This window comes from Halobacillus sp. SY10 (assembly GCF_045401165.1).
In the GTDB taxonomy this organism is placed as follows: domain Bacteria; phylum Bacillota; class Bacilli; order Bacillales; family Halobacillaceae; genus Halobacillus; species Halobacillus aidingensis.
Genome location: NZ_CP174345.1, coordinates 847,047 through 865,078 on the forward strand (window position 1 = coordinate 847,047; position 18,032 = coordinate 865,078).

The window sequence follows — 18,032 nt, forward strand, 5'->3', positions numbered from 1 at the left end:
GCTCATCAAAGCTCAAGGTTCATGGTTTGCCACGCCATGGAAAATTTCCCTACGGTCTGATGCCAGCGTACACTGGCATCTTTTTTATTTCTCTTTATTACGCATAATGGCAGGATTCTTGAAGACTCAGTTTCGAGATGATTTCGGGGTTCGTTTGCCGTGTGGAGCGTCAGGGGTGGTTGGGAAGCCACTCGCTTTCCTGCGGGGATGTCGGCAAGCCTCCTCGTGCTTCGCACTGTGGGGTCTCGCCAGCCAATCCATTCCCGCGGGAGTCTCGCAGCTTCCCAACCACCCCATTCCATGAAGGTGAGAAACGAACCCCTTTACTGTGGGAGGGGGACTTCCACTATCCTTGTGTTATATGCATAAAGCGCTACATAACAAGCTTTCCGCACCCAGAATAGAGTGCCTGCAAGTTCGTATCCTCCATTAAATCTGTGCATAAAAGCAGCTTATTCTGGAAGTGGTTTCGAGACACTTATATGGCAAAGGGGCGGAGGGAAACGGTGAGACTCCTATGGGACGTGTGGGACAGGTGAGACCCCGGAAGGCGTAGCCTGAGGAGGCTCACCGCCCGCCCCATGGAAAGCGAACCTTTTCCCGCAGCCCCTAAACTCACACAAAAGTCTCGAAACTGAGTCTTCCAGAAAAGGGAGCTTTAGTTGAATTAATAATTAATACGATCTATCAAGATATATGAATAATCATTCACTTTTGTTGAATTTTCAGAATAGTAGGTATAAAATGGATACATACTAACCGTTTGGTATGTTTTTGTGAAGAAGGGGGAAAAAGGGTGAACTTTGATTATTCCGATAAGGTAAAAGGCTACCTCGAAAAGCTGCAGCGGTTTATGGATGAACATGTTTATCCAAATGAGTCAGTGTATGAGGATCAATTAAATGCACAAAAAGATCGTTTTTCGGAAGTGCCTCCTATCATGGAAGAGCTGAAATTGAAAGCGAAGGAAGAAGGACTTTGGAATTTATTTTTACCTGATGATACATATGGAGCGGGTCTGTCGAATCTTGAATACGCTCCGCTCTGTGAAATGATGGGGCGCTCGCTCATTGGTCCCGAAGTTTTCAATTGCAATGCACCTGATACAGGTAATATGGAGGTGCTTGCCCGCTATGGAAGTGAAGCTCAAAAGGACGAATGGTTGGAACCTCTTTTGAAGGGGGAGATCAGATCGTGTTTTTCTATGACCGAGCCGGATGTAGCTTCTTCTGATGCTACGAATATAAAGTCTAGTATTAGGAGAGATGGAGACGATTACGTCATTAATGGTCGGAAATGGTGGTCTTCGGGTGCAGGAGATCCAAGATGTAAAATAGCCATTTTTATGGGCAAAACGGATCCAGAAGCCAATCGTCATGAGCAACAGTCGATGATTCTTGTCCCTTTGGATACAGAGGGCGTTAACGTTAAACGCATGTTACCTGTGTTTGGGTACGACCATGCTCCTCATGGTCATGCGGAAATTGATTTCCATAATGTCCGTGTACCGAAGGAAAACATGATTTGGGGAGAGGGAAAAGGATTTGCCATCGCTCAGGGCCGTCTTGGACCTGGAAGGATTCATCATTGCATGCGGTTAATCGGAGCAGCAGAGCGAGCGCTTGAGGATTTATGTAAGCGCGTTCAAAAAAGAGAAGCTTTTCATCGTCCTTTAGCTGAGCAAGGAGTCGTGAGAGAATGGATCGCCGATTCCCGGATTGAGCTTGAACAGGCACGCCTGCTCACTTTGAAAGCCGCTTATATGATGGACACGGTCGGAAATAAAGAAGCGAAAACCGAAATCGCCATGATTAAGGTCGTCGCCCCGAATATGGCATTGAAAGTGATCGACCGGGCGATTCAGGCTCATGGGGGGGCGGGAGTCAGTGATGATTTTACCTTAGCTGCTCAATGGGCGAACTCCCGAACATTGAGGTTGGCAGACGGCCCGGATGAGGTCCATCGGAGACAAATCGCTAAACTTGAATTATCCAAATATGAGGAGTGAGATCATGCATGTCAAAGATCTTTTTGATTTGAAAGGGAAAACCGCACTCGTTACAGGAGGCGGCCGTGGCCTTGGTGAGCAAATTGCGGAAGGTCTTGCGGAAGCAGGGGCGAATATTATTGTTTGTTCCCGTAAAAAAGAGGCGTGTGAACAAACAGCAATCAGGCTGGAAAGTGAATGTGGTGTGGAGTCGCTTGCGCTTGGGTGTGATGTTACGAACCCTGAAGATATTGACCGTGTAGTAGATGAAGCGATAGCCAAATTCGGGACGATTGATATTCTTGTTAACAACAGTGGGGCCACTTGGGGCGCGCCAACACTTGAAATGCCACTCGAAGCTTTTCAAAAGGTAATGAACGTCAATGTGACCGGGACATTCCTAATGTCTCAGAAGGTTGGCGAGCATATGGTCAAGCAGAATTCAGGAAAGATTATCAACATCGCTTCTGTTGCTGGACTTGGCGGAGCGGATCCGAGGTTTATGGAGACGGTCGGTTACAATGCCAGTAAAGGTGCGGTCATCACTTTTACTAAGGATCTTGCATTGAAATGGGGAATGCATAACATCCAGGTGAACGCATTGGCTCCCGGATTTTTCCCGACGAAAATGTCGAAAGGAGTGCTTGAACATGGTGGAGATTTCATTCTTGATCGAACGCCTCTCGGACGATTCGGTTCTGAGGAGGATTTAAAAGGAGCGGCTCTATTTTTGGCATGCCGAGCATCGGATTATGTAACCGGAGACGTTCTCGTTGTCGACGGTGGCATGCATGCATCCTGTTAATCGATTTTGCTGAGTTAGGACGGTAGACATGAAAGAAAAAATGATGGACACAATCATAGAGTTATTTGGTAAAAAGGGGTTCCAGGGCACTTCAATCCAGGACATCGTCGAAGCGAATGGAGTGACGAAAGGGACATTTTATTACTATTTCAAAAACAAAGAAGATGTGCTCGTTCACATTCATCAATCTTTTATTGATCACCTTCTGGAAGGACAAGAGAAGATTATCACGAATGTGGATCTTTCTCATAGTGATCAGTTGTATCAAATCGTAGAGTTGTTGATCGATAATATTCGCACGAACGGTCATAGTGCACTTGTTTTTTTTCAAGAAATGAGACACCTGAGTGAAGAGAAAACAGCCATCATCCTGCCGAAGCGCCAACAATTTCAAGAGAATATCCAGAAAGTGTTGGAAGAAGGGATGAAGGCTGGAGAGTTCAAGAAAGACTTGCGTGCAGACATGTTGTCCTACGCGGTCCTCGGGATGGCGAACTGGAGCTATTTTTGGTACGAACCTGATGGAGAAGTGGACGAAAAGTCGTTGACAGATTTGTATATGCGATTGATTTTTAAAGAAATTGAGGAGGAGACCAATGACCATTAAAAATTTAGCGGTTGTCGGAGCGGGCAGCATGGGGCATCAGATTGCCATGCTTGGCGCAATAGCTGGATATGAAACGAAGCTGCAGGACATCAGCCAGGAATCATTGGAAAAGGCAGAGGCGAAATTGGCAGGAATAATGGATAAATGGGTAAAAAAAGAAAAAATTTCAAAGGCCGCGCGTGAAGAAGCTTTTACACGCCTTCATTTCACAACAGAACTGGAGGAAGCCGTCGCAAGTGCAGACCTTGTCATTGAAGCTGTCGTTGAAAAGCTGGATGTAAAACGACAAGTGTTCGCAAAATTGGATGAGTATGCTCCTTCCCATACGATTTTTGCGACCAATTCCTCGACCATCGTCAGTTCGCTGATTGCTGATGCCACATCGAGGCCTGAGAAAGTGTGCAACATGCACTTTTTCTTCCCGCCACTCGTCATGGACTGTGTGGAAGTCGTCAAAGGGGAACATACCTCAGAAGAGACGGTTACTGTGGCCATGAAGGTATGCGAAGAGATGAATCGCACAGCGGTCCTTTTACAAAAAGAAATCTCGGGATTTATCGCCAACCGTATTTTATTTGCAATCCAAAAAGAAGCGATGAGCTTGTATGAAGGTGGATACGCCGATTATGAAGATATCGATAAAATAATAAAAAAAGCGCTGAACCATCCAATCGGACCGTTTGAACTGATGGATTTGTCAGGGATAGATGTCGGGTATTATGTCATGCAGCAACAGTATCAGGAAACAGGTGATCCTAAAGACCGCCCATCTAAGACTTTGGAAGAGAAAATGAAAGCCGGGGAACTTGGGCGTAAAACAGGGAAGGGTTTTTACACGTATGAAAACCCCGTGAAAAGTTGAGGAGGAAGACGAATGCATGAAATAGAAGTGAACGTCAGATTTTGTGAAACCGATTTATTAGGGCATGTAAACAACAACAATTTTTTTGTCTATATGGAGGATGCCCGTATTCAGTTTTTTAATGACTTAGCGCTTGTAGGTAATGATTGGAACTTCATCCTTGCTTCGACGAAGTGCGATTTCATCAAGCAGGTGTATTTTAATCAGACGCTGATCATTCGCAGCCATGTCGTGAAAATTGGACGCTCCAGCTTTCATCTGGAACAGGACATGTTTGAAAAAGAATCAGGGGAACTTGTGGCCAAAGGCTTGTCGGTCATTGTTCAATTCGATTTTGAACAACAGCAAAGTGTTGCATTGACATCTGAGATGAAAGAATCCTTGTCATCCTATCAAATGGTAGCTAAATAAGGGAGGTTCTTCATGGTTTATACACAAGATACAAGGCCTGTCCGTCATGGGGAGGAGCTCGATGTAAACAAGCTTGAGCGTTTTTTGAGACAAAAGTTAGAAATTCCTTCGGGTGACATGCAAATCAGACAGTTCGGGGCGGGCCATTCCAACTTGACTTATGAACTGTCGGTCGGTGAAGAGTGGAAAGTGGTCTTACGTCGTCCTCCCATGGGGACGGTTGCTCCAAAGGCACATGACATGGAACGTGAATTCAAGGTTCTTCAATCCTTACACCCGGTCTATCCCTTGGCACCGCAACCCTACCTCTATGAATCTGGTAATCTGATTGGCCGACCTTTTTTTCTCATGGAACGCAGAGAAGGTCTTGTTTTTGACCATAGCTTTCCGGAAGGTGTGGACGCGACGGAGGAACTAGGAAGGCAACTGTCTGAAACCATGGTCGACCGGCTGGCAGAACTTCATTCCCTGGATTACCGCAATACTTCATTGAAAGATATGGTGAAGCCTGATGGTTTTATGGAAAGGCAAGTGCACGGATGGATGAAAAGGTATGAGAAAGCGAGAACTGATGATGTGGTTTCCGGGGAGCGTTTGAAAAAGTGGTTGGCCGATCATATTCCCATATCCAAAGATGCATCCATCATTCATTATGATTACAAGCTGAATAATGCCATGTTCAGTAAAGATGATCCTTCAAAGATGGTAGGTTTGTTTGATTGGGAAATGACGACTGTCGGTGACCCGCTGGCCGATGTTGGTGCTGCCATGAGCTATTGGATCCAACAAGATGACCCGGAACTTCTAAAAACGGGACTAGGGAAGCCTCCGCTCACTGTTCGGGAAGGGTTCTATACAAGGGATGAATTCATTCACCGTTACGCTGAAAAGAGTGGTCGTGACGTGGAAGACATCGACTTCTATGTGACCTTCGCTTATTTCAAACTGGCAGGAATCGTCCAGCAAATCTATTATCGTTACAAAAATGGACAAACCGAAGATCCAAGGTTTGCAGGGATGCACGTTTTCGTCAATCATTTGATCCGTCATGCGGAAGAAACAGCAGGTCTCTAGTATGGGGGAAGTTCAAGTCATCTTTAAGAAAGAAGACATACAGCCGGAAGAGCTGAAAGGGAAAGTTGTCGTCGTCTTTGATGTCTTATTTGCCACATCGACCATTACAGCAGCGATCGCAGATGGTGCGGCCAGTGTCATTCCTGTATTCAGCGTGGATGAAGCTCGGAAAAAAGCAGAACAATTCAAAGATCCCTTCGTCATGGCTGGAGAAGATAAAGGGAGAAGGATTGATGGGTTCGAACCACCACTAAGAACCTATTTGAAGTCGATCATCCAGAATAAACACCTGATTTTAACGACAACAAATGGAACGGTCGCCTTACATCAATCAAGACTAGCATCTTCTCTATATGCCTCTTCACTCCTGAACAATCCAGCGATGGCGGTTCATATGGCAGAGCATCATAAACAAGAAGATGTCGTGCTCGTCTGTGCAGGGTCAAGTGGGAAATTTACGGTCGAAGACTTTTATGGTGTCGGCAGTTTAGTCTATCACATGCAAAAGAAGGGCAAGTGGGGGCTTTCCGATGCAGCTGTTACGGCTCTTGGTTTTTATAGAGGTAGTGGTGCTCCAAGGGAATTATTAATGAACTGTAGGATAGGAAGATTACTGGTTAATGCCGGGCTTGATCCTAAAGAAATTGATTTTGTTGCTGAGGAAGGTTTATTTGAATCTATACTAACGTATGACCGTGAAAGCGGACAAATCAAGGAGGGTAAAAATGCAACCAGTTCAGCATAACGTTCGAGGTGGGGAGTTTTTGATTTTGGAGGTTTCAGAGGAATCAGTGTTTACACCGGAAGACCAAACCGATGAGCATAAGATGATGGCTGCCACGGCTCGACAATTTATTACCCGGGAAATTCACCCAAATAGAGATCTAATAGAAAACGGAGATTACAATTTCGTAGCGGAAAAAATGCGTCATGCTGGAGATTTAGGACTGCTCGGTCATAGTATTCCTGAAAACTACGGGGGACTGGGTTTAGATAAGATCAGTAAAGGGATCGTCGGTGAAGCATTGGGGAATGCGAGTGGCTATAGTGTTGCGCATTCGAACCACACGTGTATTGCTACTTTACCGATCACCTATTTTGGTACAAAGGTGCAAAAAGAAAAGTATTTGCCTAAACTCGCATCAGGAGAGTACATAGGGGCGTATTGCCTTACAGAACCGGAGGCAGGGTCAGACGCCCTATCAGCAAAAACGACCGCTGTGCTTAATGAAGCAGGTACCAATTATCTATTGAACGGGACTAAGATTTATATCACGAATGCAGCTTTTTCCGATACGTTTATCGTCTATGCGAAAGTAGACGGGGAGCACTTTTCCGCTTTTATTGTCGAAAAGGATTTCCCTGGGCTTTCAATCGGACCAGAAGAACAGAAAATGGGAATTAAAGGTTCTTCGACTTGTTCTGTAGTGATGGAAGATTGTGAGGTACCGGTTGAAAACTTGCTTGGGGATGTCGGTAAAGGACATCTGATCGCTCTTAACGTTCTGAATTTAGGGCGTTTCAATTTAGGGTTTGCCACAATGGGAGCAGCGAAATACAGTTTTCAGTTAGCCATTACCCATGTGAAAGAACGGAAACAGTTTAAAAGAAGCATTGCAGAATTTCCGGCAACGAAGGAAAAACTCGCCACGATGGCCGCGCAAATCTATGGTACAGAATCTCTGCTTTATCGAACAGCAGGCCATATAGAAGCTTCTCTTCATGGCCACTACGATTCAGAGGATCGACAGGCCACGGCTAAAGCGATGAATGAGCATAAGCTCGAAGCTGCGATTTGTAAGGTCACCGGATCAGAAACTCTGGACGAAGTGGTAGATGAGGCCTTGCAGCTGCATGGAGGAGCGGGATTCATCAAGGAATATCCGATTGAACAAGCTTATCGAGATTCAAGAATCAACCGGATCTTTGAAGGAACCAATGAAATCAACCGTCTATTGATTCCGGGTGCCTTTTTCCAAAAAGCAGCGAAAGAAGAATTTGATGCGGCATCACTTATGGAAAAAGCAGAATATTCACTGAAAAAGGGTGGATATAAACGATCTGACCCATGTCTGGAAGTTCTCGCGCTTATGAAGGATTTGTATCTTGTTTGTGCAGGAGCAGCTTATCGCATGTATGGAAAAGCCATACAGGAAGAACAAGAAGTATTAATGAAGCTTGCTGATCTTGCTATTGAAATTTATCGTGTCGAGTCCGCAGTCTTAAGGACGAGAAAAGCGGAACATGCGAAAGACCCAAGCCTTCCATTGAAAGAAATGATGACCTATACGTTAATTGAACACTCAGCATTGAACGTACAGCGTTCAATCACGCAGCTCTTGTCCGCGCTGTTACAAGGGGAGGAACGTGTTCAAACGTTACGTCATATCCCCGTGCTATTGAGTGAATATCAATGGGAAGGGGCGATGGAAAGGAACCGTCAGCTTGCCGATCGAATGATTGCAGCAGATCAGTATGTATCATAAAAAAGGGAGATGACAAGAATGAAATTAGGTAATGATCACTTAACTGTCGACATAAAAGGTCCGGTATTATCGTGTGTGCTGAACAGACCGGACGCTTTGAATGCTTTTTCGGATCAAATGATCATCGGGCTGCAGGAAGCCCTCGGTGAAGCTGAACGTAATGATGATGTGAAAGTTGTGGTCCTTTCAGGCGCTGGACGATCTTTTTCAGCGGGTGGAGATGTGAAATCCATGGGGACGGCTGATGCAAAACAATTGTATGACCACGTGGGGGAACTAAATCAATTGATATTAAAAATTAAAGATTTAGCTAAGCCAGTAGTTGCCGTGGTGCATGGATACGCAGCGGGGGCCGGGTTCAACCTCGCCCTTGCCTGTGATCAGATTCTGGCAGGGGAAGAAAGCAAATTTGTGCTTAGCTTTGCACAAGTCGGACTTGTTGCTGACGGTGGCGGCCATTACTTTTTATCAAGATTGCTGGGCCCTTACCGGACGAAAGAATTGCTGTTCCGCGCAGAACCAATTCCTGTCGAAAAAGCAGCCGAATGGGGACTTGTCAATCGTGTCATTCCACTGGCTGATTTAGAAGAAGAGGCGATGAACTATGCCCTTGCTCTTTCCAAAGGTCCGGGCCGAGCCATGGGGATGATGAAAAAGATTGTGGACCAGGCCGACCGTTCAGACTTAGCTGCCATTCTTGAACAAGAAAGAATGACACAGGCTATGATGATTTCAACGGAGGACCATAAAGAAGGCGTGCAGGCATTCAAGGAAAAGAGAAAACCTAACTTCGTTGGGAAATGAGGAGGAAAACAATGAAAGCAATCCAGTTCAAAGAATATGGAGGACCTTCCGTATTGGAAAAGGTTGATGTCGAGCGTCCAGAACTTGACGAAGGGGAAGTTCTTCTCAAGGTTCAAGCCATAGGAGTGAACTATGCGGACACAGCAAGGCGTGAAGGGTCGTATGTAGTACCTACACCACTTCCTTTTATCCCTGGAGCAGAAGTAGCCGGGATTGTGGAAGAAGTTGGTGAAGGGGTGAGCCGTGTTTCTAAGGGAGACCGTGTAGTGACTCTCATTGGCTCAGGAGGTTATGCAGAATATGTTAAGGCGAAAGAGAGTACCTTGATTCCCATTCCAAACGAAGTTACAGATGAAACGGCTGTTGCTTTACCGTTACAAGGGTTAACCGCTTATCATATACTCACAACAATGGGGAGGCTGGAAAAAGGGGAAACCGTCCTTGTCCATGCAGCTGCTGGGGGAGTTGGTTCTCTCGCCGTCCAACTAGCCAAACTTTTCGGCGCAGGAAATATGATTGCGACAGCAAGCTCGGAAGAAAAGTTGGAGCTGGCTCGTGATTTAGGGGCTGATCATGCGATCAATTACACGAGTCCAAATTGGCGTGAAGAAGTAATGGAGGCGACAGGTGGTAGAGGCGTCGATGTGGCACTTGAAATGGCTGGAGGCGATATCTTTCACGAGACCGTCAAATGCATGAGAGCATTCGGAAGAGTCGTTGTTTATGGGGTAGCCAGTGGAGAGCCAGCTCAAATGTATCCCTCTGGGTTAATGAATCGCAATCTATCGGTTATCGGATTTTTTTTACCGCAGATTATGAAGAAACCCGTCCTTTTTGAGAAAAGCTTGAATCATTTACTAAAAATGATTAAGTCGGGAGAATTGCAGTTGACCGTTGGCGGGGTGTTTGATTTAGAGGAAGCGGCCCATGTACATGAGGTCATGCAAGCTAGAAAAACAAAAGGAAAGCTGGTCTTGAAGCCATAAAATATAAAAAGTACGGCAGACTTGTTCTGTCGTACTTTTTTTGCAGGAAGAAACAAGGATTCTGTCGAATACAAGTGACCACAGATAAAAAAGGGGAGAAGACCAATGTTTGAACACAGAATCGATGAAGAATTATCACTGAAAATGATTGATCACCGCGATGCGGAAGAGCTGTTCGAATTATCAGATCGTTCCAGGGACCACATAAAGACATGGCTTCCATGGATCCATTTTACGAAAGAGGTCGAAGATACAAGGAATTACATAAAGATGAGTTTACGCCGCTATGCAGAAAACAACGGTCTGACCGTTTGTATTCTTTATAAGGGAAACATCGCAGGCGTGATTGACTTTCATGAAATTGATGAGAAAAACAGAGTTACAAGCATCGGCTACTGGATGGGATCCGATTACAAAGGGAAGGGACTGCTTACACGTTCTTGTAGAGTTCTGTTCGACTATGCGTTTGAAACACTGGGGATGAACCGCATTGAAATCCGAGCGGCATCTGAGAATAAAAAGAGCCGGGGAGTGCCGGAGCGTTTGGGTTTCAAGCAGGAAGGTGTCATCCGTCAAGCAGCTCGGCTTTATGACGAATATACGGATCATGTGGTTTATGGGATGTTAAAAGAGGATTGGGTGAAAAAGGAGGTCGTCACTTGAACGTCACATCCGTAGAGCATATCCAAAAAAAGAGCCCGGTAAAAAAGGAATGTGAAGATGCCCTGGTACTAAACGAACAAGCTGGTATTTATGGCGTTTTAGATGGGGCTACCCCCCTCGTCTGTTTTGAGGATGAAGCAGGCCATAATGGAGCATACCTTGCCGCACAAATTTTCAAAACGAAAATGGAGCGGTTAAAGGGTGGAGAAGGGTTAAGGCAAGCGGTAGCAGAAGCGAACCTTCATCTGAAGGAAGAAATGGAAAGGCATGCTGTCAAGACAGACCTCGGAGAAGAACGTTGGTCCACATGTGTGTCTGTTGTTGAAATCAAGGATGACCACATTCATTATGTTCAACTTGGAGACTCTATGTTTCTCATAGAGGATGAGGCTGGAAATTTTACTGTCGTCACAACGGACTCTGTAAAAGGAATTAGCGAAAGAGCGAAGCAAAAACGTGCCGAAAGAAGAGAGGGCGGGGAGGAAATACCTCCCGAAAGTTATTATGATATACAAATAAACAAGCTCCGCTACAATCGTCGGCTCGCGAATGTGGAAGGTGGCTATACCGTTGCTAATGGAATGCCTGAAGTGATGGACTATCTTGATCAGGGAGTAATAGATAGAAAAGGTATCCGAAGCCTCTTACTTATTTCTGATGGTTTCTTTCATCCGGAACTTACCCTCGAAGAGACGTATCATAGAATCCGAGAAGTAGGGTTGGAAACCTATGTTCATGAATTGACGGACCACCTAAATAAACATTCACTCCATATCGATGACAGGACAGCGGTGTGGATCAAATTAAAGTAAGTGTACCTTTTATGTAAGGTACACTTACTTCTGGTGTATTATGTTACGACCGCAAGGACAAAACCGTCATACCCTTTGCTTCCCACAGTCTGAAAGGCTGTGGAATCTAGTTGTGGGTGGTTATTTAATAAGTCGAACATCTCTCGTATGCCCATAATACTCTTATCCTTGCTTTCTGAGTCGAGCAGTCTTCCATCCCGGACGACATTATCTACTAAAATTGTCGTTCCGTGTTTAGATAACTTAAGAACTTCTTTGATATAGTGAGGATTATTATTCTTATCCGCATCGATAAAGATAAAATCAAAAGGTTCACGCCCTTCTAATGTGGGCAGTGTATCAAGCGCGGGACCGACAATCACTTCTACCTTATCCCTTACTCCTGTCATTTCCATATTCCTGGTGGCCACTTCCGCATGCTTCGGATTAAATTCGAGAGTAGTGACATGACCATTTTCAGGTAGGGCTTTCGCCATCCAGATGGTGCTGTATCCACCGAGTGTGCCAATTTCCAATACATTTTTCGCGGCTTTCATTTTCACGAAAAGTTGAAGCATCTTCCCCTGGGTGGCAGACACGTCGATGGATGGGAGTTCTGCTTCTTCGTTTGCTTTTAGCACGTTCTCCATGACAGGGTCTGCGGGAATTAACTGATCGATAAAGTATTGATCCACTTGCTTCCAAGTATCCAAATTACTCAACCAAACCACTCCTTATGTATAGGTTTCTTCCAGTGTAATCCTCTTCCGTTAAAAACACGAGCAAAAAGGTTCTTTGGAAAACCAGTCCCCTTATTAAAGTATATGTAAGGATTGTGGATGACTTGATTTCGAGACTTTTGTGGGAGTTGAGGGGCTCCGGGAAAAGGTTCGCTTTCCGTGGGCGAGTGATGAGCCTCCTCGAGCTAACGCTCTGCGGGGTCTCATCTACCACGCACTTCCCACAGGAGTCTCACCGTTTCCCTCCGCCCCTTTGCCATATGAGGTTCTCGAAACCCCTCTTATAGTAACATGCCTAGTTTTGTTGTGAAATCCTGCTTAAACTGCATCGATATAGGATTCTTAACCATAAAAGCTCCTATTACTGGAAGGTAGTTTCGAGAATCTCTTCCGGCAAGTGGGCGGAGGGGAATGGCGAGACTCCTGCGGGAATAAAGTGCATGGTGAGACCCCACAGGACGCAGTCCGAGGCGGCTCACCGCGCTTCCGCGGAAAGCGAGCTATTCCCCGCAGCCCCCATCCACTCACCAAAAGTTTCGAAACTGAGTCTTCTACAAACGGGAGCTTTTGTGTATGAAAAAAGAGCTCAGTGGGACTGAGCTCTTTGGGGAGGTTAACCGAATAGTTTTGGAATGCCCTGGATGAGCGACATGACGCCCATGTATGACATGGCAATGACGATCAGGACTCCGAAGATGGTCAACCATAGCGGATGTTTGTAATCTCCGACAATTTTTTGTTTATATGCCGCAATTAGCATAACACCTAGTGCAATTGGCAGAATCAAACCATTTAACGAGCCAACAAGGATCAATACTTTGACAGGCTCACCGACAGAAACGAAAACGGTGGTTGAGATAACGATAAACGCGACAATGAACCATTTGTGATACTTGTTGATTGTTTTATTGAATGTACGAATGAATGAAACGGAGGTGTAAGCGGCTCCGACTACAGAAGTTACGGCAGCGGCCCACATGATGACACCGAAGATTTTGTAACCGACATTTCCTGCTGCTGCCTGGAAAACAGAAGCGGGTGGGTTTTCAGGGTTTAGTGTGAAACCTGAGGCTACAACACCTAAGGAAGCAAGGAAAAGGAAGATCCTCATGACGGAAGCAATTCCAATTGCCGACACGGAACTTTTCGTGACTTGTGGGAGTGCTTCTTTTCCTTTCACCCCTGCATCTAGAAGACGGTGGCCGCCTGCGAAGGTAATATATCCTCCAACGGTTCCACCGACGAGCGTGATGATAGCCAGAAAATCAATGGTATCAGGGACGAATGTTTTCGTTACGGCTTCTCCGACAGGTGGTTGGGCAGAGAACATGACAAAGATCGTTAGTGCAATCATGACAAATCCTGCAATCTGTGCGAATCGGTCCATGACTTTCCCAGCTTCACGCACGAGGAATACGGCGACGGCGACAACGCCGCTGAATAATGCCCCCATTTCAGGCGAGATTCCGAAAAGTACATTGGTACCAAGGCCAGCCCCTGCGATATTTCCAATATTAAAGGCTAATCCACCGGCAACAATTAGTACAGATAGAAATACTCCAAGGCCTGGGAGTAGGTTATTGGCGATGTCCTGAGCCGGTTTTTCCGATACGGCAATAATTCGCCATATGTTCAGTTGGGCCCCGATGTCTATAATAATGGAGATTAAGATGACAAATCCGAAACTTGCTGCAAGTTGTTGAGTGAAGTGAGTCGTTTGTGTTAGAAAGCCAGGACCGATGGCGGACGTTGCCATCAGGAAAGCGGCCCCTAACAGGAGACTTCTTGTCGATTGTTCCTTCATGGAGTAGCTCCTTTGCTATGTTTATTGTGATATATGTTTTCTATTGTTTGCTTATTTTGTGATAAATTCACCAATGGATTGGAGCGTGATTCCTGATTCTTTCAAGGCTTTTGTAATATAATTGGCGAAATCGATGGCGCTTTCTCCATCACCATGGATACAAATCGTGTGCACATCAATATCGATATCCGTGTCTTGTACGGTACGGACTTTGTTTTCTTTAATCATGCGAATCACTTGTTCAACCGCTTGCTCGTGATTGGTGATGAGCGCGTTTGGCTCTCTTCGTGAAGTAAGTGATCCATCTTGTTGATAGGTACGATCCGAGAATACTTCGCTTGCAGTCTTAAGTCCTTGTTCATGTCCGGATTTCACGAGTTCACTTCCGGCCAGTCCAAAGAGAACTAGTTCTGGGTCCACATCGTAAACAGCTTTGGCAATGGCACGTGCCAACGGTTGATCTTTCGCAGCCATGTTAAACAGAGCACCGTGGGGTTTGACGTGTTGTAATCGGCCACCTTCCGTATCCACAAATCCTTTGAGAGCTCCGATTTGATAGACAACCATATCATAAGCTTCTTCTTCAGAAATATCCATTGGTCGTCTCCCGAACCCGGCTAGATCTGGCAGGCCTGGGTGTGCTCCAATTCCAACGTTATGCTCCAACGCTCTCTGCACCGTTTTTTTCATTGTGGTTGGATCTCCTGCGTGATATCCGCATGCAATGTTCGCGGATGTTACGTATTTTAAAATTTCTTCGTCGCGGCCAATGGTATAGCGACCGAAACTTTCTCCCATATCACAATTCAAATCGACGATATGCATGGAATCTCCTCCTTAACGTAGTTTTGTTTCTATTCCTCTTTGTAACTGTTTCAAGTTTTTTTCTTTTTCTAAAAGCAGGCGTTGAGCTTCTTCATGAGTAATAGGGGAGAAACTGACACTTTCCCCTGGGCGCATTTGTGCGATTCTAGGCAAATCGATGGAAGCCACTTGTCCAATCTTTGGATAACCACCCGTGGTCTGGTGGTCCGCTAATAGTAAGATCGGATTTCCATCTGGAGGCACTTGAATGGTGCCGAATGTAACGGCTTCTGAAACGATATCTTTCTTATTTTCAAGTTTTAAGGCCGTGCCGTTTAATCGGTAGCCCATACGGTCTGATTTCGAATCGATTTGAAATGGCCCGTTAAAAAAATCTTCTTTACTCTGCTCTGTGAATAAGTCAAACTCACGGCCAGGCATGACTCGGATCGGCTGATCGTTTTTTGTATAATTGGTAAACTCAGGACCGACGAACCAGGACGCTTCTTTAAAAGATAGAGCTTTGTCCACAGTTTTGAGTTGTTCTTTCAAATGTTGAGGTTGAGAGTCGAGATGACCAAAACGGAGCTGGTCTCCTTTTTCTAATGTCCGTCCATCAAAACCACCCATGTTTGCGCGCAGATATGTAGACGAGCTTCCCATGACTTTCCGCACCTGAAATCCTCCGGCTATGGAAAGGTAAGTTCTAAACCCTTTCTTGGGTTGGCCGAAACGAAGCTCACTTCCTTTTTTTATGTACAAAGGTTTCCACATGGAAACACTGTCACCGTCAATCATGGGCGTAAGGTTACCACCGCAAATAGCGATGAAGGCATCTTCTTGAAATTCAAGGACAGGCCCCATGAGCGTGATTTCCATTGTAGCGGCATCGGCAGAATTGCCGAGGAGAAGGTTCGCGATTCGGTGGGCCAGTGGATCCATGGCGCCACTGACAATAACTCCATCCTTTTGATAGCCATACCGGCCTGTATCTTGAATGGTCGTCATCAATCCTGATTTTAATACTGAAATCATTGGCCGCCCTCCTTTAATTGGTCATATTCCGCTTTATCAATACGTGTAAAACGAATGCGGTCTCCTGCTTGAAGGAGAGAGGGTTCATCTTTGTCAGGTTCAAAAAGTTTGAGTGGAGTTCGGCCGATCAACTGCCATCCTCCTGGAGTTTCGATAGGATATACTCCTGTTTGCTCTCCTGCAATTCCAACTGAACCTGAAGGGATAGAGAGCCTTGGATCATCACGGCGAGGGGCTGCGATTTTTTTATCCATTCCTCCAATATAAGGAAAACCAGGTGCAAATCCTATCATATAAACAAGGTAATTCCCCTTCATGTGGGTGTCTATGACTTCTTCTTCACTCATGCTATTGTGTGAAGCGACAAAGGAGAGGTCCGGCCCCCATTCTCCTCCGTAACACACAGGTATTTCTATTGTTCTCTCCTCAGAATAATAGGAAGAAGATTGGGATAATAAGGTGAATACTTCTGTTCGAACCCATTCATAGGGAAGGATCTCTTTTGGACTTATTTGTATTTGTTTAGCTATGTAGAAGGGGTTATAAAGAATGGTTAGAGTAGAAAAAGCTGGGATGTATTCAATCATCCATTTGGGCTTTTGTTCATCTAGTTTTGCGGCAGCTTGACGTACTTGTTGATTGGTCTCCTCATTTATAGATTCTCCAAAATCAATAAGGAGAGCCTGATCTCCAAGAGGATGAATGCTTATATTCAAGAAAATACCTCCTATGCATTTTTAAAGTAGTGATGACAAGCAACCATAACGGATGCAAGGTTGTAAACGTTCGCTGTGCTAATTAACCGTGTGATTTTGGTAAGAAAATATCAAAGTATGTCATTTTTTCTAACTTATCGACGTAAATATCGTATCTTATTTTTCCTCTTGTTTCAATTCGACGAAGGTCCCCGATTGGTTTAATGACGCTTTGTAGAAGGGAATGATAAAGATAAACAATCAACGAGGAGGACGATTAAAATGCCATGGGATACAGACGATTATCCAAGTTCTTTTAAAAATTTGGAGACACCCATTAGGAAAAAAGCGATTGATATAGCGAACGCCATGATTGACGAAGGGTATAAAGAGGGACAGGCCATTCCTATTGCTACAGAGCAGGCGAAAGAATGGTATGAAAATGCAGATGAAAAAGAAATCAATCGTGTGAAGCAAATGAGCGATAGAAACCTGAAAACAAGGGATGAAGAAGGAAGGCAGGGAGAGAGTCGTCCGGAACTCCTGGAAAAAGGACAGCATGTAGTCGCACATGAAGAAGGTTGGGCAGTTAAGACGGAAGATGCAAAACAACCATCCGATGTTTTTCACAAAAAGCAGGATGCGATTGACCGAGCAAAAGAGATAGCTGAAAACAAAGGCACACAAGTAGTCATTCACAAAAAAGATGGAAGCATTCAGGAAAAAATGTCAATGGATGGAGAATCTTAGGTTTACGACTTATCGTTACAGGATATATAGCTTATATAATAATTATTCAAGGAGGAATTCAAAGTGGCTGAAAGTAGAAATCAAGCAGAACATGTAGTTTCTCATGAAGAAGGTTGGGCAGTAAAAGCGGAAGGTGCGGAACAACCGACGAAAGTGTACGAAAACAAACAGGATGCGATTGATCGCGCGAAAGAAATCGCTCAAAACAAAGGGACTCAAGCGGTCATCCATACAAAAGAAGGTAAAATTCAAAATCAATTTAATTACAGCAGTTAATCAAACATAAAAAAAGCACTCTTAAGCGAGTGCTTTTTTTATGTTCATCTTTATAAAGGTAAAGTATTATTAAACTAAATGGCAGGATTCTTGAAGACTCGATTTCGAGACTTTTTGGGTATTTAGGGGCTTCGGGAAAAGGTTCGCTTTCCGTGGGCGAGTGATGAGCCTCCTCGAGCTAACGCTCTGCGGGGTCTCATCTACCCCGCACTTCCCACAGGAGTCTCACCGTTTCCCTCCGCCCCTTTACGATATGAGGTTCTCGAAATCGCTCTAGTAGTAACCTGCCAAGTTCGGTAATGAAAGACCTGCTCATCCACGTCGTTATAGAGTCGTTTTAACCATAGATTCTGCACGAATAAGGTGTGGGAACAGGGTCTGGGAAACGTCCGCATGAAAAGCGAATGGAGACACGAACGTGTGTGTTTTTCTACTGACTGATCCAAAACACT

Annotated in this window: 19 protein-coding genes; 14 read left to right on the top strand and 5 right to left on the bottom strand. The window is 45.0% G+C overall.

All coding sequences use genetic code 11. The features are described from left to right. The first annotated feature begins 796 nt into the window (after window positions 1-796). From ACJA3J_RS04260 to ACJA3J_RS04315, 12 genes are all read left to right on the top strand, one after another. Window positions 797-2,008, top strand: coding sequence for an acyl-CoA dehydrogenase (locus ACJA3J_RS04260; protein ID WP_406945629.1), 1,212 nt, complete (start codon window positions 797-799; stop codon window positions 2,006-2,008). Between the two features lie 4 nt (window positions 2,009-2,012). Beyond that, window positions 2,013-2,792, top strand: a complete 780-nt coding sequence (locus tag ACJA3J_RS04265; RefSeq protein WP_089653320.1) for an SDR family oxidoreductase — start codon at window positions 2,013-2,015, stop codon at window positions 2,790-2,792. A 28-nt stretch (window positions 2,793-2,820) separates the two neighbouring features. Beyond that, window positions 2,821-3,399: a TetR/AcrR family transcriptional regulator gene (locus ACJA3J_RS04270; RefSeq protein ID WP_406945630.1), complete on the top strand. Its 579-nt coding sequence runs from the start codon at window positions 2,821-2,823 to the stop codon at window positions 3,397-3,399. Further along, window positions 3,389-4,261 carry a 3-hydroxyacyl-CoA dehydrogenase family protein gene (locus tag ACJA3J_RS04275; protein ID WP_406945631.1) on the top strand — a complete coding sequence of 291 codons (873 nt, stop codon included), beginning with the start codon at window positions 3,389-3,391 and terminating at the stop codon, window positions 4,259-4,261. The genes ACJA3J_RS04270 and ACJA3J_RS04275 overlap by 11 nt, the downstream gene beginning before the upstream one ends. 12 nt (window positions 4,262-4,273) lie before the next feature. After that, a complete protein-coding gene (locus ACJA3J_RS04280) occupies window positions 4,274-4,672 on the top strand; it encodes a thioesterase family protein (protein ID WP_089653312.1) in 399 nt (132 codons plus the stop codon). A 12-nt stretch (window positions 4,673-4,684) separates the two neighbouring features. Then, a complete protein-coding gene (locus tag ACJA3J_RS04285; protein WP_406945632.1) occupies window positions 4,685-5,746 on the top strand; it encodes a phosphotransferase family protein in 1,062 nt (353 codons plus the stop codon). A 1-nt stretch (window position 5,747) separates the two neighbouring features. Continuing rightward, the gene (locus ACJA3J_RS04290; RefSeq protein ID WP_406945633.1) at window positions 5,748-6,491 is read left to right on the top strand and encodes a 2-phosphosulfolactate phosphatase; all 744 of its coding nucleotides are present in this window, start codon (window positions 5,748-5,750) and stop codon (window positions 6,489-6,491) included. Further along, complete coding sequence (locus ACJA3J_RS04295; protein ID WP_406945634.1) at window positions 6,472-8,232, top strand: acyl-CoA dehydrogenase family protein; 1,761 nt, start codon at window positions 6,472-6,474, stop codon at window positions 8,230-8,232. The genes ACJA3J_RS04290 and ACJA3J_RS04295 overlap by 20 nt, the downstream gene beginning before the upstream one ends. Window positions 8,233-8,250: 18 nt before the next feature. Next, window positions 8,251-9,036 carry an enoyl-CoA hydratase/isomerase family protein gene (locus tag ACJA3J_RS04300; protein WP_406945635.1) on the top strand — a complete coding sequence of 262 codons (786 nt, stop codon included), beginning with the start codon at window positions 8,251-8,253 and terminating at the stop codon, window positions 9,034-9,036. Window positions 9,037-9,047: 11 nt separating this feature from the next. Continuing rightward, entirely contained in the window at window positions 9,048-10,022 is a 975-nt protein-coding gene (locus ACJA3J_RS04305; RefSeq protein WP_406945636.1) for a zinc-binding alcohol dehydrogenase family protein, read from the top strand. Between the two features lie 105 nt (window positions 10,023-10,127). After that, complete coding sequence (locus tag ACJA3J_RS04310) at window positions 10,128-10,685, top strand: GNAT family N-acetyltransferase (protein ID WP_115893846.1); 558 nt, start codon at window positions 10,128-10,130, stop codon at window positions 10,683-10,685. Beyond that, window positions 10,682-11,497 (top strand): protein phosphatase 2C domain-containing protein, encoded by an 816-nt coding sequence (locus tag ACJA3J_RS04315; RefSeq protein WP_406945637.1) that lies wholly within the window; start codon window positions 10,682-10,684, stop codon window positions 11,495-11,497. Before ACJA3J_RS04310 ends, ACJA3J_RS04315 begins: the two co-directional genes overlap by 4 nt. Before the next feature lie 38 nt (window positions 11,498-11,535). On the opposite strand, the gene ACJA3J_RS04320 is transcribed toward ACJA3J_RS04315, so the two are convergent. From ACJA3J_RS04320 to pxpB, 5 genes are all read right to left on the bottom strand, one after another. Next, complete coding sequence (locus tag ACJA3J_RS04320) at window positions 11,536-12,198, bottom strand: O-methyltransferase (RefSeq protein ID WP_089653289.1); 663 nt, start codon at window positions 12,196-12,198, stop codon at window positions 11,536-11,538. A gap of 631 nt (window positions 12,199-12,829) precedes the next feature. Beyond that, complete coding sequence (locus ACJA3J_RS04325) at window positions 12,830-14,020, bottom strand: NRAMP family divalent metal transporter (protein ID WP_115893849.1); 1,191 nt, start codon at window positions 14,018-14,020, stop codon at window positions 12,830-12,832. Window positions 14,021-14,071: 51 nt separating this feature from the next. Beyond that, entirely contained in the window at window positions 14,072-14,845 is a 774-nt protein-coding gene (locus ACJA3J_RS04330) for a LamB/YcsF family protein (protein ID WP_406945638.1), read from the bottom strand. A gap of 12 nt (window positions 14,846-14,857) precedes the next feature. Next, entirely contained in the window at window positions 14,858-15,859 is a 1,002-nt protein-coding gene (locus ACJA3J_RS04335; protein WP_406945639.1) for a biotin-dependent carboxyltransferase family protein, read from the bottom strand. Beyond that, window positions 15,856-16,575 carry a 5-oxoprolinase subunit PxpB gene (gene pxpB, locus ACJA3J_RS04340; RefSeq protein WP_406945640.1) on the bottom strand — a complete coding sequence of 240 codons (720 nt, stop codon included), beginning with the start codon at window positions 16,573-16,575 and terminating at the stop codon, window positions 15,856-15,858. Before pxpB ends, ACJA3J_RS04335 begins: the two co-directional genes overlap by 4 nt. A gap of 261 nt (window positions 16,576-16,836) precedes the next feature. On the opposite strand from pxpB, the gene ACJA3J_RS04345 reads away from it, so the two are divergent. Continuing rightward, a complete protein-coding gene (locus ACJA3J_RS04345; protein WP_406945641.1) occupies window positions 16,837-17,304 on the top strand; it encodes a DUF2188 domain-containing protein in 468 nt (155 codons plus the stop codon). A 63-nt stretch (window positions 17,305-17,367) separates the two neighbouring features. Continuing rightward, window positions 17,368-17,580 carry a DUF2188 domain-containing protein gene (locus ACJA3J_RS04350; RefSeq protein WP_089653273.1) on the top strand — a complete coding sequence of 71 codons (213 nt, stop codon included), beginning with the start codon at window positions 17,368-17,370 and terminating at the stop codon, window positions 17,578-17,580. The last annotated feature ends 452 nt before the right edge of the window (window positions 17,581-18,032 follow it).

Bases quoted from the DNA above. Each gene is read 5' to 3' on its own strand.
- ACJA3J_RS04330 (WP_406945638.1), bottom strand. From the start codon at position 14,845: ATGCATATCGTCGATTTGAATTGTGATATGGGAGAAAGTTTCGGTCGC.
- ACJA3J_RS04335 (WP_406945639.1), bottom strand. From the start codon at position 15,859: ATGATTTCAGTATTAAAATCAGGATTGATGACGACCATTCAAGATACA.
- ACJA3J_RS04310 (WP_115893846.1), top strand. From the start codon at position 10,128: ATGTTTGAACACAGAATCGATGAAGAATTATCACTGAAAATGATTGAT.
- ACJA3J_RS04325 (WP_115893849.1), bottom strand. From the start codon at position 14,020: ATGAAGGAACAATCGACAAGAAGTCTCCTGTTAGGGGCCGCTTTCCTG.
- ACJA3J_RS04295 (WP_406945634.1), top strand. From the start codon at position 6,472: ATGCAACCAGTTCAGCATAACGTTCGAGGTGGGGAGTTTTTGATTTTG.
- ACJA3J_RS04300 (WP_406945635.1), top strand. From the start codon at position 8,251: ATGAAATTAGGTAATGATCACTTAACTGTCGACATAAAAGGTCCGGTA.
- ACJA3J_RS04270 (WP_406945630.1), top strand. From the start codon at position 2,821: ATGAAAGAAAAAATGATGGACACAATCATAGAGTTATTTGGTAAAAAG.
- ACJA3J_RS04285 (WP_406945632.1), top strand. From the start codon at position 4,685: ATGGTTTATACACAAGATACAAGGCCTGTCCGTCATGGGGAGGAGCTC.
- ACJA3J_RS04275 (WP_406945631.1), top strand. From the start codon at position 3,389: ATGACCATTAAAAATTTAGCGGTTGTCGGAGCGGGCAGCATGGGGCAT.
- ACJA3J_RS04305 (WP_406945636.1), top strand. From the start codon at position 9,048: ATGAAAGCAATCCAGTTCAAAGAATATGGAGGACCTTCCGTATTGGAA.
- ACJA3J_RS04265 (WP_089653320.1), top strand. From the start codon at position 2,013: ATGCATGTCAAAGATCTTTTTGATTTGAAAGGGAAAACCGCACTCGTT.
- ACJA3J_RS04345 (WP_406945641.1), top strand. From the start codon at position 16,837: ATGCCATGGGATACAGACGATTATCCAAGTTCTTTTAAAAATTTGGAG.
- ACJA3J_RS04280 (WP_089653312.1), top strand. From the start codon at position 4,274: ATGCATGAAATAGAAGTGAACGTCAGATTTTGTGAAACCGATTTATTA.
- ACJA3J_RS04290 (WP_406945633.1), top strand. From the start codon at position 5,748: ATGGGGGAAGTTCAAGTCATCTTTAAGAAAGAAGACATACAGCCGGAA.